General features: G+C 41.5%; 18 protein-coding genes and 2 tRNA genes. 17 read left to right on the top strand and 3 right to left on the bottom strand.

Translation table 11 applies throughout. The features are described from left to right. Positions 1 to 8 precede the first annotated feature (8 nt). The gene (gene coaBC, locus EL121_RS03905) at positions 9 to 1214 is read right to left on the bottom strand and encodes a bifunctional phosphopantothenoylcysteine decarboxylase/phosphopantothenate--cysteine ligase CoaBC (RefSeq protein WP_014992164.1); all 1206 of its coding nucleotides are present in this window, start codon (positions 1212 to 1214) and stop codon (positions 9 to 11) included. Between the two features lie 203 nt (positions 1215 to 1417). Here coaBC and radC point away from each other — a divergent pair, with 203 nt between their 5' ends. From radC to EL121_RS03860, 9 genes are all read left to right on the top strand, one after another. Further along, on the top strand, positions 1418 to 2092 hold the full coding sequence (gene radC / locus EL121_RS03900; protein WP_039197837.1) for a RadC family protein: 675 nt from the start codon (positions 1418 to 1420) through the stop codon (positions 2090 to 2092). A 155-nt stretch (positions 2093 to 2247) separates the two neighbouring features. Further along, the gene (gene rpmB, locus EL121_RS03895; protein WP_005599762.1) at positions 2248 to 2484 is read left to right on the top strand and encodes a 50S ribosomal protein L28; all 237 of its coding nucleotides are present in this window, start codon (positions 2248 to 2250) and stop codon (positions 2482 to 2484) included. A gap of 11 nt (positions 2485 to 2495) precedes the next feature. After that, complete coding sequence (rpmG, locus tag EL121_RS03890; RefSeq protein ID WP_005624479.1) at positions 2496 to 2666, top strand: 50S ribosomal protein L33; 171 nt, start codon at positions 2496 to 2498, stop codon at positions 2664 to 2666. 370 nt (positions 2667 to 3036) lie between these two features. Beyond that, a complete protein-coding gene (locus tag EL121_RS03885; RefSeq protein ID WP_039197835.1) occupies positions 3037 to 4401 on the top strand; it encodes a diaminobutyrate--2-oxoglutarate transaminase in 1365 nt (454 codons plus the stop codon). A gap of 128 nt (positions 4402 to 4529) precedes the next feature. After that, positions 4530 to 6065: an L-2,4-diaminobutyrate decarboxylase gene (gene ddc / locus EL121_RS03880; protein WP_039197834.1), complete on the top strand. Its 1536-nt coding sequence runs from the start codon at positions 4530 to 4532 to the stop codon at positions 6063 to 6065. A 196-nt stretch (positions 6066 to 6261) separates the two neighbouring features. Continuing rightward, positions 6262 to 6594 (top strand): DUF413 domain-containing protein, encoded by a 333-nt coding sequence (locus EL121_RS03875; protein ID WP_014992160.1) that lies wholly within the window; start codon positions 6262 to 6264, stop codon positions 6592 to 6594. Between the two features lie 158 nt (positions 6595 to 6752). Beyond that, positions 6753 to 7859 (top strand): tRNA (uridine(54)-C5)-methyltransferase TrmA, encoded by a 1107-nt coding sequence (gene trmA, locus EL121_RS03870; RefSeq protein ID WP_039197832.1) that lies wholly within the window; start codon positions 6753 to 6755, stop codon positions 7857 to 7859. Positions 7860 to 7964: 105 nt separating this feature from the next. After that, a tRNA-Ser gene (locus EL121_RS03865) sits at positions 7965 to 8054 on the top strand. 82 nt (positions 8055 to 8136) lie between these two features. After that, a tRNA-Ser gene (locus EL121_RS03860) sits at positions 8137 to 8226 on the top strand. A gap of 132 nt (positions 8227 to 8358) precedes the next feature. Here EL121_RS03860 and corA read toward each other — a convergent pair. After that, positions 8359 to 9309: a magnesium/cobalt transporter CorA gene (gene corA, locus EL121_RS03855; protein WP_039197830.1), complete on the bottom strand. Its 951-nt coding sequence runs from the start codon at positions 9307 to 9309 to the stop codon at positions 8359 to 8361. Positions 9310 to 9609: 300 nt separating this feature from the next. Here corA and ubiE point away from each other — a divergent pair, with 300 nt between their 5' ends. The 8 genes from ubiE (at position 9610) to EL121_RS03815 (ending at position 15835) form a co-directional block, all read left to right on the top strand. Beyond that, positions 9610 to 10386 (top strand): bifunctional demethylmenaquinone methyltransferase/2-methoxy-6-polyprenyl-1,4-benzoquinol methylase UbiE, encoded by a 777-nt coding sequence (gene ubiE, locus EL121_RS03850; RefSeq protein WP_039197828.1) that lies wholly within the window; start codon positions 9610 to 9612, stop codon positions 10384 to 10386. A 25-nt stretch (positions 10387 to 10411) separates the two neighbouring features. Beyond that, complete coding sequence (locus EL121_RS03845) at positions 10412 to 11044, top strand: ubiquinone biosynthesis accessory factor UbiJ (RefSeq protein WP_039197826.1); 633 nt, start codon at positions 10412 to 10414, stop codon at positions 11042 to 11044. Beyond that, entirely contained in the window at positions 11041 to 12672 is a 1632-nt protein-coding gene (ubiB, locus tag EL121_RS03840; protein WP_039197824.1) for a ubiquinone biosynthesis regulatory protein kinase UbiB, read from the top strand. Before EL121_RS03845 ends, ubiB begins: the two co-directional genes overlap by 4 nt. Positions 12673 to 12771: 99 nt before the next feature. Then, the gene (tatA, locus tag EL121_RS03835; RefSeq protein ID WP_014992155.1) at positions 12772 to 12996 is read left to right on the top strand and encodes a Sec-independent protein translocase subunit TatA; all 225 of its coding nucleotides are present in this window, start codon (positions 12772 to 12774) and stop codon (positions 12994 to 12996) included. A 3-nt stretch (positions 12997 to 12999) separates the two neighbouring features. After that, a complete protein-coding gene (gene tatB, locus EL121_RS03830; protein WP_039197822.1) occupies positions 13000 to 13584 on the top strand; it encodes a Sec-independent protein translocase protein TatB in 585 nt (194 codons plus the stop codon). Next, entirely contained in the window at positions 13574 to 14320 is a 747-nt protein-coding gene (tatC, locus tag EL121_RS03825; protein WP_039197821.1) for a twin-arginine translocase subunit TatC, read from the top strand. The genes tatB and tatC overlap by 11 nt, the downstream gene beginning before the upstream one ends. A 60-nt stretch (positions 14321 to 14380) precedes the next feature. Then, positions 14381 to 15400: a porphobilinogen synthase gene (gene hemB / locus EL121_RS03820; RefSeq protein WP_039197820.1), complete on the top strand. Its 1020-nt coding sequence runs from the start codon at positions 14381 to 14383 to the stop codon at positions 15398 to 15400. 72 nt (positions 15401 to 15472) lie between these two features. Then, positions 15473 to 15835 carry a DUF4870 family protein gene (locus tag EL121_RS03815; RefSeq protein ID WP_018650859.1) on the top strand — a complete coding sequence of 121 codons (363 nt, stop codon included), beginning with the start codon at positions 15473 to 15475 and terminating at the stop codon, positions 15833 to 15835. A gap of 65 nt (positions 15836 to 15900) precedes the next feature. Here the strand turns inward: EL121_RS03815 and mutM are convergent, their stop codons facing one another. Then, positions 15901 to 16722, bottom strand: coding sequence for a bifunctional DNA-formamidopyrimidine glycosylase/DNA-(apurinic or apyrimidinic site) lyase (mutM, locus tag EL121_RS03810; protein ID WP_039197819.1), 822 nt, complete (start codon positions 16720 to 16722; stop codon positions 15901 to 15903). Between the last annotated feature and the right edge of the window lie 37 nt (positions 16723 to 16759).

Genomic DNA, 16759 nt, shown 5'->3' with positions numbered 1-16759 from the left:
TTATGTTCCTATTTGTCGTGTTTAAATTGCTCAATAATCTCGTGAACTAAGGCTTCCGCCAGTTTGCCTTTATCTGCAAGCGGTAGCATTTTTTCACCGTTTTGCCAAAAGAGTTGTAGGGCATTTTGATCTTGCCCGAACACTTGTCCGCCGGACACATCATTGGCGCAAATTAAATCTAAATTCTTACGTTTGAGTTTATCTTTAGCGTAGTTCGCTACATCTTGCGTTTCCGCTGCAAAACCCACGGTAAACGGGCGATTTTCAGTTAAATTTGCCACATTGGCGATAATATCCGGGTTTTTAACTAATTTAAGAATCAGTTCGTCATTACCAGTGGTTTTCTTGATTTTTTGTGGAGCGACTTCAGCCATTCGATAATCGGCAACGGCAGCACAACCGATAAAAATTGCAGATTTTTGTGCAAATTTGACCGCTTGTTGTTCCATTTCTACCGCCGATTCCACATCGATTCGAACGACATTTGCCGGTGTGGCAAGATTGACCGGACCGGCAATCAGATTCACTTGTGCACCACGTTTGGCAAATGCTTCAGCAATCGCAAAGCCCATTTTGCCGGAACTGTGATTGCTGATATAACGCACCGGATCGATCGCTTCACGGGTTGGGCCGGCGGTAATTGTCACGCTAATATCTTTCAGATCTTGTGAGCGGTTAAAGTGATCGCATACTGTTTGGAAGATCTCACTTGGCTCGGACATTCTGCCGGCACCGACATCACCACAAGCTTGGAAGCCGCTATTCGGACCGATCATTTGTATGCCGCGATTTGCCAATACGGCTAAATTTTCTTGCGTAACCGCTTGTTTGAACATTTGTTGGTTCATTGCCGGTGCGAGTAAAATTGGGCTGGCAGTTGCTAAACAGAGGGTAGAGAGCAAATCATTTGCCATACCGGCACGTAAACGAGCGATAAAATCGGCAGACGCCGGTGCAATAACGACTAAATCCGCCCATTTTGCCAATTCAATATGACCCATTGCGAGTTCCGCTTGCGGATCTAATAAGGAATTGGAGACCGCATTTGCCGAAATCGCTTGTAGGGTAAGCGGGGTCACAAAAGCTTCTGCCGCCGGTGTTAATACGACACGAACGTCTGCATTGGCTTTTTTGAAATGACGAATTAATTCAATCGTTTTATAAGCGGCAATGCCACCGGTAATGCCGACTAAAATGCGCTTGTTACTGAGCATAGCAATTCCTATTCTAAAAAAATATTTATTCATTTTCTGAGCATAAGCAAAGAAGATGAGCTGGATAATTCTACCTTAATAAGTACTCACTCACAATAAAGCGATTTTTGCGATCTGTGTCGAAAAAATAAAACTTTCCTTTTGATTCAAATAATTAGCTTCTTTATGCTTTTTTCCTATTTGGTCTAACTGAGTAAAAAATAATGTGTAATGCAGAATTAATGCCACGAGAAAAATTATTAGCTTATGGAGCAGAGTCCTTAACTGATCAAGAATTATTGGCGATTTTTTTGCGTACCGGTATTAAGGGGCTGCCGGTGATGCAATTATCTGAAACGGTGCTCAAACAATTTGGTTCGTTAAGAGGGTTACTTAGTGCGGATGTAACAGCATTTTGTCAGATGAAAGGATTGGGACAAACGCAATTTATTCAATTACAAGCTTCAAAAGAAATGACTAAGCGTTATTTGGCACAACAAATGCAAGCGCGAGAAAACATTACAGAACCTTATTTAGCCGTGATGTGTTTTCAGACGGAACTGGAATCGGAAGAACGAGAAGTATTTATGGTGATGTTTCTCGATAATCAGAATCGCTTAATTAAAAAAGAAAAAATGTTTTACGGTACGATTAATCAAGCAACGGTTTACCCTAGAGAAATAATCAAAGAAGCATTAAAATGCAATGCGGCGGCAATTATTGTCGCCCATAATCATCCCTCAGGTCTTTGTACGCCTTCGGAATCGGATAGAATACTCACTAAGAAGATTGAAATGGCGTGTGATTTGGTTGAAATTCGCTTTGTTGATCATATTGTCGTCGGAAAAGGTGATTATTTTTCCTTCGAAGAAGAGAGGTTTCGCCGAAATAATTCATAAATTGAGACTTGAATAACGCTATCAAAGCGAGTATAATCCGTGGTCTTTAAATATGACTTTGGTCGGGCTGAGCCTGACGAGGCAATTAGATAAACTGATATAAGTCCTAATCGCCCGAACCATTTAAACATTACTTAAGTAATTGGAGAATTAAAATGTCAAGAGTTTGCCAAGTAACCGGCAAGCGTCCAGCAGTTGGTAACAACCGCTCACACGCATTAAACGCGACTCGTCGTCGTTTTTTACCTAACTTACACACTCACCGTTTTTGGGTTGAGAGTGAAAACCGTTTCGTAACTTTACGCTTAACAGCGAAAGGTATGCGTATTATCGACAAAAAAGGCATCGATGCAGTATTAGCTGAAATCCGTGCTCGTGGCGAAAAAATCTAAGGAGCTAACCAATGGCAGCTAAAGGTAATCGTGAGAAAATCAAATTAGTTTCAACTGCTGAAACTGGTCACTTCTACACAACGACTAAAAACAAACGTAATATGCCTGAAAAAATGGAAATCAAAAAATTTGATCCAGTTGTGCGTAAACACGTTGTTTATAAAGAAGCTAAAATCAAATAATTTGATTCAATGTTTCAAGAGCCCAGCTTTTCAGCTGGGTTTTTTTACGCCAATTTGGCAACCGTTTGCATTTTAGACATTTGAGTAAGCTATCTAAGGTTACATATAAAAATTACTTTATTTTTTGCCAAAAAAATGTACTATTATGCGTCCTTAAATGTCACCCGCATTTAAGCCTGTTTCCAACCTGCACCGCCTTTCTTTTGTTAAATCTAGGGGCAGGGTAAAAACAAAAAAGCTGAAACGCTTTTTTTAATAAGTAGCGAGTCAAATGCCCCATGGCATCTGTTTTTTCAGAAACAGAAAGCTTAGGCTTCCCGCAAGGCACCCGACTTATTTTTTTCACCTATCAATAGGAAACTCATTTCAAATGACAATTACCACTCCTGTAAAAGCAGTTCTCGCATCAAACAAACATTTCTTAGATCGCCAAGATAAAATGGAATCAAATGTTCGTAGTTATCCTCGTAAATTACCTTTTGCGTATGCAAAAGCACAAGGTTGCTGGGTAACGGACGTTGAGGGTAACGAATACCTTGACTTCTTAGCGGGCGCAGGAACACTTGCATTAGGTCACAATCACCCGGTATTAATGCAATCAATCAAAGATGTATTAGAAAGCGGTTTACCGTTACATACGCTTGACTTAACTACTCCGTTAAAAGATGCATTCACAGAAGAATTACTTTCATTCTTCCCGAAAGATCAATATATCCTTCAATTTACCGGCCCATCAGGTGCGGATGCTAACGAAGCGGCAATCAAATTAGCCAAAACTTATACCGGTCGTGGCAATGTGATCGCATTCTCTGGCGGCTTCCACGGTATGACACACGGCGCATTATCATTAACTGGTAACTTAGGCGCTAAAAATGCGGTACAAAATTTAATGGCCGGCGTGCAATTTATGCCGTATCCGCATGAATATCGTTGCCCGTTCGGTATCGGTGGTGAAGCAGGTGCAAAAGCGGTTGAACACTATTTCGAAAACTTTATCGAAGATGTGGAAAGCGGTGTGGTAAAACCGGCGGCGGTAATTTTAGAAGCGATTCAAGGTGAAGGCGGTGTAGTACCGGCGCCAATCAGCTTCTTACAAAAAGTGCGTGAAGTGACCAAAAAACACGGTATCTTAATGATCGTGGACGAAGTTCAAGCTGGTTTCTGCCGCAGTGGTAAAATGTTCGCTTTCGAACACGCAGGCATTGAGCCGGATATCGTGGTAATGTCAAAAGCGGTTGGCGGTTCATTACCGTTAGCGGTATTAGCAATTCGTAAAGAATTCGATGCATGGCAACCGGCGGGTCACACCGGTACTTTCCGTGGTAACCAATTAGCAATGGCAACCGGTTATGCTTCATTAAAAATCATGCGTGAAGAAAACTTAGCGCAAAATGCACAAGAACGTGGCGAATACTTAACCAACGCATTGCGTGAATTAAGCAAAGAATTCCCATGTATCGGTAATGTGCGTGGTCGCGGCTTAATGATGGGTATCGATATCGTTGATGAGCGTAAACCACAAGATGCAACCGGCGCTTACCCACAAGACGGTGAATTAGCGGTAGCAATTCAAAAAGCGTGTTTCAATAATAAATTATTGTTAGAACGTGGTGGCCGTGGCGGTAACGTAGTACGTGTTCTTTGTGCAGTAAACATCAACCAAGCGGAATGTGAAGAGTTTATCAAGCGCTTCAAACAATCTGTAGCGGATGCAATCAAAGCAGTACGTGGTTAATTTTAACCCTACACGAGCCGTGTAGGGTTGCTTTATCTGAGCCACGCTGTGGCTCTTTTTATATCCTAGCCCCAACGGGGCTGAGCTTAATTAACCTAGCACGGCGCGTGCTAGGTACGAGAGAAAAAATGGCAGATATTTCAAAACACAGACAATCACTTTTCTGTAACGATCCGCAATCTATCGCTGATTACGAAAATGCGATGAATAATGCGGTGCAAGCGGTAAGTACTTGGTTAAAAAACGACAAAATGTACACTGGTGGCTCAATCAAGCAAATGCGTGCTTTGATTGATGGCTTTAATCCGTCAAAAGAAGGCGTAGGCGTACAAAAATCACTTGATCACTTAGTGGAAATTTTCTTAAAACCAAGTCTTAAAGTACATCACCCACATTCACTTGCGCATTTACATTGCCCGACAATGGTAACCAGCCAAATTGCGGAAGTGTTAATTAACGCAACCAACCAATCAATGGACTCTTGGGATCAAAGCCCGGCGGGTTCGATTATGGAAGAACATTTAATTGATTGGTTACGTCAAAAAGTTGGCTATGGTGCTGGTACTTCAGGCGTGTTTACTTCAGGCGGTACGCAATCAAACTTAATGGGCGTATTACTTGCACGTGACTGGGCGATTGCGAAAAACTGGAAAAACGAAGACGGCTCGGAATGGTCAGTGCAACGTGACGGTATTCCTGCGGACGCAATGAAAAATGTGAAAGTGGTTTGCTCGGAAAATGCTCACTTCTCAGTGCAAAAAAACATGGCAATGATGGGTATGGGCTTCCAATCTGTGGTAACAGTGCCGTGCAACGAAAACGCCCAAATGGACGTTGTGGCATTAGAGAAAACATTGGCGGATTTAACTGCACAGGGCAAAATTGTTGCTTGTGTGGTGGCAACAGCCGGTACCACTGACGCTGGTGCAATCGATCCGTTAAAAGAAATTCGTGCAATCACCAATAAATTCGGTGTGTGGTTACATGTAGATGCAGCTTGGGGCGGTGCGTTATTACTTTCTAAAGATTTCCGTCATTTCTTAGATGGTATTGAAGAAACCGACTCAATCACGTTAGATTTCCACAAACACTTCTTCCAAAGTATTTCGTGTGGTGCGTTCTTATTAAAAGATCAGGCAAACTATCGTTTTATCGACTATAAAGCGGATTATCTTAACTCAGAATATGACGAGGCACACGGCGTACCGAACTTAGTGGCGAAATCATTACAAACCACTCGTCGTTTTGACGCATTAAAATTATGGTTCACGGTAGAAGCGTTAGGTGAAGATTTATATGCTTCAATGATTGACCACGGTGTGAAATTAACTAAAGAAGTGGAAGGCTATATTAACGCGACTGACGGCTTAGAAATGTTAGTGCCAAGCCAATTCGCCTCGGTATTGTTCCGTGTGGTACCGCAAGGTTATCCGGCAGAATTTATCGATACCTTAAACCAAAACGTAGCGGACGAGCTTTTCGCTCGTGGCGAAGCAAATATCGGTGTAACCAAAGTGGGCGATAAACAATCACTTAAGATGACCACGTTAAGCCCGATTGCAACCTTGGAAAACGTGAAAGCGTTATTAGCACAAGTATTAGCGGAAGCGGATCGTATTAAAGATTCGATTGTAAACGGTACTTACGTGCCACCGATTGATTAATTGGTAAAACTTTAGTGAAAAAAGACCGCTTGTAAGATTGTCTTACAAGTGGTTTTTTTCTGGTCGGTTGAATAAGATTTGTTATAAGAAAATAGCCGACTTTATGCGTTTTTTCTTGACTTATTTTGAATAATTGATTTAATGGTAGGTCGATTTTTTCTTTTCAAATTCAGCAGTAAATTATAAGAGGCATATTATGGCAGAGAGTTTTAGCGTAACACGTCGTTACTTTGATGATAAAAATTATCCACGCGGTTTTGCTCGTCACGGCGATTACACCATTCGTGAATCTCAAACTTTAGAGCAATTCGGTCAAGCGTGTTTAGCATTAGAAACTGGCGAACGTAGTCCAGTGACGGCAGAAGAAGAGCGCTTTGTTGCTGTAATGAAAGGTGATGAAATTGCTGAAAGCATTATTGAAAAATCATGGTTAAAATACCGTACTTTAACCAGCAAAACAAAACGTATCTATACGCTTTCAGGTAATGCAGGTAACGATGCCGGTGATGATTTCAGCGCTGCTGAATAATAGGCATTTCTAAGTATTTGCAATTTTAAGTGTGCCACGGAATACGCTGAAAACACGAAAGTGTTAGTCAGGGTATTTTGTGGTTTCTTTTTTTATATTAATTTTACTTTTCTCAGCCAGTCTCTTATACGGTTGGGGACAATGAATAGTGATAAATTATGAACCTTCCTATTGAGCAATATTCTGATCTTCTTGCAAAAAAAGCAGAAAATTTGACCGCTTTACTTGCGCCTTTTAATCCGCCTGCACTTGAAGTGTTTGAGTCTGAAACCAGCCATTTCCGTATGCGTGCCGAATTCCGAGTATGGCATGATACTAACGAAGCCGGAGAAAATGAGCTCTATCACATTATGTTCGATCAGGAAACTAAGCAACGTTATCGAGTTGATCAATTCCCGATTGCCAATCATCTGATTAATAAAATGATGAGTAGTTTGCTAGCTGAAATTAAGGGCAATGAATTACTGACTCGTAAATTATTCCAAGTGGATTACCTTAGCACGTTAAGCGGTGAAATTGCGGTATCAATGCTTTACCACAAGAAATTGACGGAAGAGTGGCAAGCGGAAGCCAGTGCTTTAAAAACACGTTTGGAAAACAAGGGCTTTAATGTACAACTTATTGGACGTGCGACAAAACAGAAGATCGCTTTGGATCGTGATTATGTTGAAGAAGTATTGCCGGTGGACGGGCGTAATTTAATTTATCGCCAAGTAGAAAACAGCTTTACCCAGCCGAATGCTAAAATGAATATCAAAATGTTAGAATGGGCGAGAAGCTGTACTAAAAATAGTACCGGTGATTTATTGGAACTTTACTGCGGTAACGGGAATTTCTCGATTGCATTAGCGGAGAATTTCCGTAAAGTGTTAGCCACGGAAATTTCAAAATCTTCAGTTCACTCTGCGCAATATAATATTGAGCAGAATGAGATTGATAATTTGCAAATTATTCGAATGTCAGCGGAAGAATTTACTCAAGCGATGAATGGTGTGCGTGAATTTAATCGTTTAAAAGGAATTGATTTAAAAGCTTATGATTGCAATACGATTTTTGTTGACCCGCCACGAGCAGGTTTAGATCAAGATACCCTAAATATGGTGCAGGCTTACGAGCGAATTTTATATATTTCGTGCAATCCGCATACGTTAGCCGATAATTTACAGCAATTAACCCAAACGCATCGTATTGAGCGTGCGGCACTTTTTGATCAGTTCCCTTATACTCATCACGTAGAAAGTGGTGTGTGGCTGATTAGGAAATAAGCATAAATAGTCGGTTATGCTGAAAAATAAATCACTTGATGATTTTTAACGATTTTTCGCTTGACCGATTTTGATAAAACTTATATTATTCCGCTCGTTTTCAACGGAGGAATGGTCGAGTGGTTGAAGGCACCGGTCTTGAAAACCGGCGAGGGTTTACGCCCTCCGTGAGTTCGAATCTCACTTCCTCCGCCATCAAATTTATAGCTTGTTGATTCGTAAATCAGCAAGTTTTTTTCTCTCAAAGAGAATACAATTTAGAATATGTTTTCAATCCGGAGGAATGGTCGAGTGGTTGAAGGCACCGGTCTTGAAAACCGGCGAGGGTTTACGCCCTCCGTGAGTTCGAATCTCACTTCCTCCGCCATCTATTCAGAGCCGCTTGTAATGCAAATTACAAGCGGTTTTTTCTTGGCAAAATTTTGCAAATTTCCTGATAAATCTGACCGCTTACAGCTAACAAAAAAGCACAGAACTTACATTCTGTGCTTTTTGCATTTTATAACCAACCTTTGCGTTTAAAGTAGATATAAGGTGCGGCGGCTGCGCAAATCATTAAGCCGATTGCCATCGGATAGCCGTATTTAAAATGTAATTCCGGCATAAATTCGAAGTTCATTCCGTAAGTCGAGGCGACTAACGTTGCCGGTAGGAACATCACCGATACGACCGAGAAAAACTTCATAATTTTATTCTGCTCAATATTGATATAACCCATTGCCGCTTGCATCAAGAAGTTCACTTTTTGGAACAACGATTCGTTATGTGGCTGGAGTGATTCAATATCTCGCATAATGTCACGAGCTTGTTCAAGCTGATTGTTTGGTAAGCGGGTTTTACGCAATAAGAAACTTAACGCACGTTGCGTATCCATCAGACATAAACGCACTTTTGAGCTGGCATCTTCCAATTCGGTTAAATCGGAAAGCGCATCGTCAAAATTTTCACTTTCTTGCTTACCGTTTAAGATTACACGGCTTAAGGTTTCTAAATCCGCATAAATTGTTTCGATAACATCCGCAAGCTGCTCGATTTTGGTTTCGAATAAGTCGAGCAGTAATTCGTACGCATTGCTATCAATTAATTTTTCACGGCGCGAACGCATTCGATATAAACGGAACGCCGGTAAATCACGTTCACGTAGAGTAAATAAACGCCCGTCGCGAATGGTAAATGCTACGGTGGCAATATCTGCGTAATCGTCATCATCTAAACAATAGAAAAAAGAGTGAAGGTGTAGGCCGTCTTCGTCTTCGAAGAAGCGCGCGGAAGCCTCTAAGTCTTCCAATTCGTGTTCTTCCGCAAGCGTTTGGTCTAAACCACGCTGTAGTACGCTACGTTCGTCATCGCTCGGATCGATTAAATCAATCCAAATTGCATCGTTTAAGTCGGTAGCGGTTTCGTCAACGCTGATAAGACGTGCGTTATCTAATGCAAATGCACGGATCATTTTATTCTCCAATGGTTAGGAGGTAATGAACAAAAAGGAACAAAAAAGATACTAGGCGAGAGTTACCGACTTGTCGGTAACCTGAGGGTTTGGACAAGTGGGTTAGAAATCTGATAAGTATCGACTGTGACTGTCCAAAATTGTAATCCTCAAATAAAAATAGTGTGCGAATGGTACAGATTAACCGCTTTCTAGTCAAGCAAGCGGGCATTTACTTGCTTGATTTTGCAAAATTTTAAGGAAAAATGACCGCTTTTTTGCTATCGTTAGCACTCCGAAATAATCGATGAGAATTTGACAATGACTGATTTACAACACACGACAGAAACGACTGAAAACGAAACAACGCATTTTGGTTTTAAAACCGTTGCCAAAGAAGAAAAACAGCAACTAGTTGCTAATGTATTCCACAGCGTTGCTGGCAAATACGACTTAATGAATGATTTGCTTTCGTTTGGTATCCATCGTGTTTGGAAGCGTTTTACCATTGATTGCAGTGGCGTGCGTAAAGGGCAAAAAGTGTTGGATCTTGCCGGCGGAACCGGTGATTTTACTGCAAAATTTTCGCGCATTGTCGGCGAAAGCGGCGAAGTTGTGTTAGCTGATATTAATAGCTCTATGTTAGAAGTCGGCCGTGAAAAATTGCGTAATTTAGGCGTAGTCGGTAATGTCAGTTATGTACAAGCTAACGCAGAATGTTTACCGTTTGCGGATAATACCTTCGATTGCGTGGTAATCAGTTTCGGTTTGCGTAATGTGACGGACAAAGACAAAGCGTTACGTTCGATGTTTCGTGTGTTGAAGCCGGGTGGCCGTTTATTAGTATTAGAATTCTCGAAACCGATTATTGATCCGATTAGCCAATTATATAATTTCTATTCTTTTAATATTTTGCCGAAAGTGGGCGAAGTAGTGGTAAATGATGCAGATAGCTATCGCTATCTTGCCGAATCGATTCGTATGCACCCGAAACAAGACGAATTAAAAGCGATGATGGAAAATGCCGGTTTTGAAAGCGTCAATTATTACAACTTAAGTGCCGGTATTGTAGCGTTGCATCGAGGGTATAAGTTTTAATTTATTGTAATCCAAGGAATACGCTATGTTATCTCAACTTAAACAGCAGCTTATGTTGCCGCAGTTTGCGTTCGGCGCGATAGAAACCGCTTTTAATGCGTTGCTTCAACGTTCGCCGCACGTATTGCCGGCATTACGTAAGTTAGCGGGCAAGTGTTTACATATTGAATTAACTTCACCGGCAGTTAATTTTTATCTGATCTTTAGCGAAACTCGTGCGGAATGGCTGTCGGTTTACGAAGGCGAAGCGGATTGCCACGTACAACTGTCGTTTGAAACCTTACCGAAACTTGCCGATAAAGCCAAATTAACCGAGCTGATTAATAATAAATCATTGGTGCTGAACGGCGATATTCAGGTGTTACAACATTTCACTGCATTGTTAGATGAATTGGAAAAAGATCCTGCCGAATTGTTGTCGCCTTTTGTCGGCGATGTGTTGGCTCAGACTTCAACCGATTTTGCTAAAAAACTATTTAACAAACTAAAAGGACAAATTGAGCAGAATCATCAACATATCGCAGATAATTTGATGAATGAGCGTCCGGTATTGGTACATCGCTTACAAGCGGTTAATTTTTACGATCAAGTTGCAGAGCTTGAGCAACAAGCGGTCGAATTTGAACGAAAATTTGCAAAATTTGAGAATAAATCATGACGTTTAACAATACTCGCCGCCTTTATCAAATTATCACTACGTTTCTGCGTTACGGTATTGATGAAATCATTCCCGATATTCCGCTCACTCGCCATGCTCGTTTAGGACGTAAGGCGATCTTTTGGGTGCGAAATCAGCACAAAGATCAGCCGTTCGGTGTGCGTTTACGTTTAGCTTTGCAAGAGTTGGGGCCGGTGTGGATTAAGCTCGGGCAAATGCTTTCTACCCGCCGTGATTTATTTGAGCCGGAATTAGCGGATCAGCTTGCTTTATTGCAGGACTCGGTTGAACCTTTTAAGGGTAAATTAGCCCGTCAAATTATTGAACAAGCCTTAGGCGGAAACCTTGAAACTTGGTTTGACGACTTTGATGAGCAAGCGCTTGCCTCCGCTTCGATTGCACAGGTTCACACGGCAAAATTTAATCAAAATCAATCGCTTGCCGGCAAAGATGTGGTGATTAAAGTGATTCGTCCGGATATTGAACCGCTTATCAAAGCGGATATTGCGTTAATGTATCGCTTGGCAAGCTGGATTCCTCGTCTGTCGAATGATGCGAAGCGTTTGCGTGCGACCGAAGTAGTGCGTGAATATGAAAAAACGTTACTTGATGAGCTGGATTTGACCCGGGAAATGGCAAATGCGATTCGCTTGCGCAATAACTTTGAAAATAGCGAAATGTTGTATGTGCCGGAAATGTATCAAAGTTTTTGCCATAAAAACGTGATTGTGATGGAACGTATTTATGGTATTCCGGTGTCGGATGTCGAAACGCTTAAAGCCAACGGTACAGATATGAAATTATTGGCGGAACGTGGTGTACAAGTGTTCTTCACCCAAGTATTTCGTGACAGTTTTTTCCATGCCGATATGCACGCCGGTAATATTTTCGTTAATCCGAATCATCCGGAAAATCCGCAATATATCGGCATTGATTGCGGTATTGTCGGCACACTGAATCAAAATGATAAACGCTATTTAGCGGAAAGTTTTGTCGCTTTTTTTAATCGCGATTACCGCCGTGTGGCGTTAATGCACGTGGAATCGGGCTGGACACCGGCAGATACTGACATTGATGCGTTTGAGCAGGCTTTCCGTGAGGTGTGCGAGCCGATTTTCGCCAAACCGTTATCGGAAATTTCTTTTGGTCACGTGTTGCTGAATCTGTTTAATGTTGCACGTGAATTTAATATGGAAGTGCAGCCGCAATTAGTATTACTGCAAAAAACCTTGCTCTATATTGAGGGATTAGGCAGACAGGTTTATCCGCAGCTGGATTTATGGCAAACCGCAAAACCGTTTTTACAAAATTGGTTGAATGAACAAGTGGGCGTGAAGGCGATCTTACGTGATTTAAAACAACGTGCGCCGCAATTTAGAGAACATTTTGCCGAATTTCCGGAAGCGGTATTCAACGCCTTACAGCAACAGAAGCAGATTAATTTCCGCTTAGATGAGCTGAATAAAACCTTGCAAGCGCAGGGGCAGCAAAAATCGCGTAATGTACAAAGCATTATTAGCGGTTTGATTATTATCGGTGTGTTATGGCGATTTGATAACTTACCGTTATGGGTAAGTCTCGGTTTATTATCAGTGGCTCTGTTATCCTTGTTCTTGCAAAGAAAATAAGGCTCATTTGCTTTCGTTACTTTTGTTTGGAAACGAAAACAAAAGTAACATATAATACAAACAATTTTTCTTAAACTTAAAACAAAAAGAGGAACCTTTATGGGTGGTATCAGCATTTGGCAATTACTTATTATTGTAGCAATTATCGTTTTATTATTTGGTACAAAAAAATTACGTACGTTGGGTACGGATTTAGGTGAATCTGTGAAAGGCTTTAAAAAAGCAATGGCAGATGAGAAACCTCAAGATGCTAGTTTTGAGAAAGTAGAAGCAAAAGAAGCTGCAGCTACCGAACAAAAAGCAAAAGAAAAAGAGCAGGCATAGATTGTGTTTGATATAGGTTTTTCTGAATTAGTACTTATTTTCGTTGTGGGGCTGGTTGTACTGGGTCCACAACGTTTACCCGTTGCTATTCGTACCGTGATGGGTTGGGTTCGTACAATTCGAGGATTAGCCGCTAACGTGCAGAATGAATTAGCACAAGAACTTAAATTACAAGAGCTGCAAGAAAGTATTAAAAAAGCAGAAGCGTTAAATTTAAGTTCGCTTTCGCCCGAATTGAGCAAAACGGTGGAAGATTTAAAACAATCTGCGCAACAAATGCAGGCTGATCTCGCTTCAGCAAAAGGGGAAATTACCAAATTAACCGATGAGCAAGTCGCTGAAATTCAAGCAAAAATTGAGCAAGAAGAACAGCAAATTGCCGTGTCGGAATCGCAAAAAAATCTGGAAAAGCAACCGCTTGTTGAGGATGAAGCTACGATAGAAACTGCGGAGTTATCTCCGGCAGAGCTCGCAGAGCAAGCCGAATTGGATGAATCGCAATTCACCGCATATTATCCGCCTGACGATGATCTGGCAACGCCAAGTTCATCAGTATCACAACAACAGGATAAACAGAATGTCAGTTGAACAATCTCAACCTCTGATTAGCCACCTTGTTGAATTAAGAAACCGCTTGCTCCGTAGCTTTATTTGTGTGCTTGTGGTTTTTTGTGCTTTAGTTTATTGGGCAAATGATATTTATACCTTGCTCGCTACGCCGTTAACGGAAAATTTACCGGCTGGGGCGACCATGATTGCAACCAACGTTGCTACACCGTTTTTTACCCCGATTAAGTTGACCGGTGTTGTAGCGGTATTTTTATCGGTTCCCTTTATTCTTTACCAAATTTGGGCATTTGTTGCTCCTGCATTATATAAGCATGAGAAACGATTAATTTACCCGCTATTGGTTTCAAGTACATTATTATTCTATTTAGGTGTCGCATTTGCTTACTATGTCGTGTTCCCATTGGTATTCGGTTTCTTAACCAGTACCGCGCCGGAAGGGGTGCAAATGGCAACCGATATTAGTAGCTATTTAGATTTCGTGCTCACCATTTTTTTAGCATTCGGTATCTGCTTTGAAGTGCCGGTTGCGATCATTTTACTTTGTTGGTCTGGTGTCACTTCTGCCGATGATCTGCGTGAAAAACGCCCTTATATTATTGTGGCGGCGTTTGTGATCGGTATGCTATTAACACCACCGGATATTTTCTCCCAGACGCTTTTAGCCATTCCGATGTGTTTGCTATTTGAAGTCGGGTTGTTTTTCTCGAAGTTCTATAAGCCGAGAGATGAGCAAGAGGAAACTATCGCTAATTAATCTAAACCCGCTCACAAGCGGGTTATTTTTTATTAAATTTTGCAAAATTAGGAAGAAATTATGGCTCAATATCTTAACACTTCGTTTCCCACTCGCCGTATGCGCCGTTTACGTAAACACGATTTCAGTCGCCGTTTAGTTGCAGAGAATCAATTGACTGCCGGAGATTTAATTTATCCGGTATTTGTAATTGAAGGTGAAAATCAACGTGTGAAAGTGCCGTCAATGCCAGGAGTGGAACGCTTGACTATTGATCAGCTTTTAATTGAAGCGGGGGAATTGGTTAAATATGGCGTGCCACTAATTGCATTATTTCCGGTAGTGGGTGATGCGAAAAAATCACTGATGGCGGAAGAAGCGTACAATCCGGAAGGTTTGGCACAACGTGCGGTACGTGCATTAAAAGCGGCGTATCCTGAATTAGGCGTGATGACCGATGTGGCGTTAGATCCGTTCACGACACACGGTCAAGACGGTATTATTGATGAAGAAGGCTATGTGCTGAATGACATCACAACTGAAGTATTAGTAAAACAGGCGCTTTCTCACGCAGAAGCTGGAGCGGATATTGTTGCACCCAGCGATATGATGGACGGCCGTATCGGTAAAATTCGTGAAGCACTTGAAGCGAAAGGCTTAATCAATACGCAAATTATGGCGTATTCGGCTAAATATGCGTCAAATTATTACGGCCCGTTCCGTGATGCGGTCGGTTCGGCAGGCAATTTAAAAGGCGGTAATAAATTTACTTATCAAGTTGATCCGGCGAATGCGAATGAAGGTTTACACGAAGTGGCAATGGATATTCAAGAAGGGGCGGATATGGTGATGGTAAAACCGGGTATGCCGTATTTGGATATGGTGTGGCGTGTAAAAGAAACCTTTGGCGTCCCGACTTTTGCCTACCAAGTATCGGGTGAATATGCAATGCATATGGCGGCGATTCAAAACGGTTGGTTAAAAGAACGTGAATGCGTAATGGAAGGTTTGCTTTGCTTTAAACGCGCGGGAGCGGACGGTATCTTAACTTATTTCGCTAAAACGGTGGCGAAATGGTTATACGAAGATAATCACCAATAATCACAAGCGGTTAGATTTGAGGAATTTTTTGTAAATGCTTCAGTCTAACCGTTACTTTTTTAGGAGATATAAATGAACGAACAATTTTCTCTTCAACCGTCGAATGATTCATTACGTACCGTGATGTATATCACATACGGCTTATTCGGCTTAGGCATTATTTTCGGCGGTTTACCGGCGATTGCCGGTGTAATCTTGGCGTATATCAAGCGTGCAGATATGCAAGGCACGGCTTATTACGATCATATGTGTTTCTTGATTCGTACTTTCTGGGGAACGCTAGCCGGTACTATTTTAGGGATTGTCCTGTCACTAATCGGCATTGGTATCTTGGTGATTTGGGCGATTGGAATTTGGTATATTTTCCGAGTTATCTACGGTGCGGTAAAATTATTTGATAACAAATCGGTAACGCCGACCGGTTGGTTTATGTAGCGAATTGCAAAAAAGCGGTCAAATTTGACCGCTTTTTTACGATTGGCATTTATTGTTCACATTGATTAGCGAGGCAGCTTTTGGCAGCGAGGGCAGAAATAGCTATTACGTTGCCCGATAACTTTTGCTTCAATGATTGTGCCGCAATCATTACAGGCTTCACCTTTGCGGCCGTAAACTTGCAATACTTGGGCGAAATAACCCGGTTTACCGTCTGGTTGAATAAAATCTTTCAGTGTCGTTCCGCCTTGAAGAATCGCTTTAGTCAGTACTTCTTTAATCACTTTCACTAAGCGCTCACATTGTTTTTCAGTCAGATTTTGCGTAGCAAGTTCCGGATGAATTCCTGCCATAAACAGTGACTCACAAGCGTAGATATTACCCACACCCACCACAATATCGTTATTCATAATAAAGTTTTTGACTGCCACGGTTTTGTTACGGCTTCGTGCAAATAAATACTCAGCAGTAAAAGCTTCCGATAGCGGCTCTGGTCCTAACCGAGTAATTAATTCGTGTTGTTCGGCATTTTGAGTCCACAGCCAACAGCCGAATTTACGAGGATCGTTATAACGTAAAACTGTCCCATCTTGCGTGATAAGGTCAACATGGTCATGTTTGCCGGCAGCTTGTTGGTTTTCCTGCAAAATACTTAGTGAGCCGGACATTCCCAAGTGAATCAAAATATCGCCTTGTGTGGTATGTAAAATTAAATATTTGGCACGGCGAGATAATGAAACGATTTTCGCCCCTTGCATTCGGTGCAACTCATCGGAAATAGCCCAACGCAATTTATTGGTTCGAATCGCAATTTGTTTAATCGTTTTACCTTGTAAATAAGGTTCCACACCTCGTAAGCTAGTTTCAACTTCCGGCAATTCAGGCATATATTTTCTCCAAAGATTTGAGATAAACAAAGGGCAA

This window comes from Actinobacillus equuli (assembly GCF_900636745.1).
GTDB classification, from domain to species: domain Bacteria; phylum Pseudomonadota; class Gammaproteobacteria; order Enterobacterales; family Pasteurellaceae; genus Actinobacillus; species Actinobacillus equuli.
The sequence above is the reverse complement of the archived record's forward strand: the minus strand, read 5'-3'. Positions and strand labels throughout refer to the sequence as shown.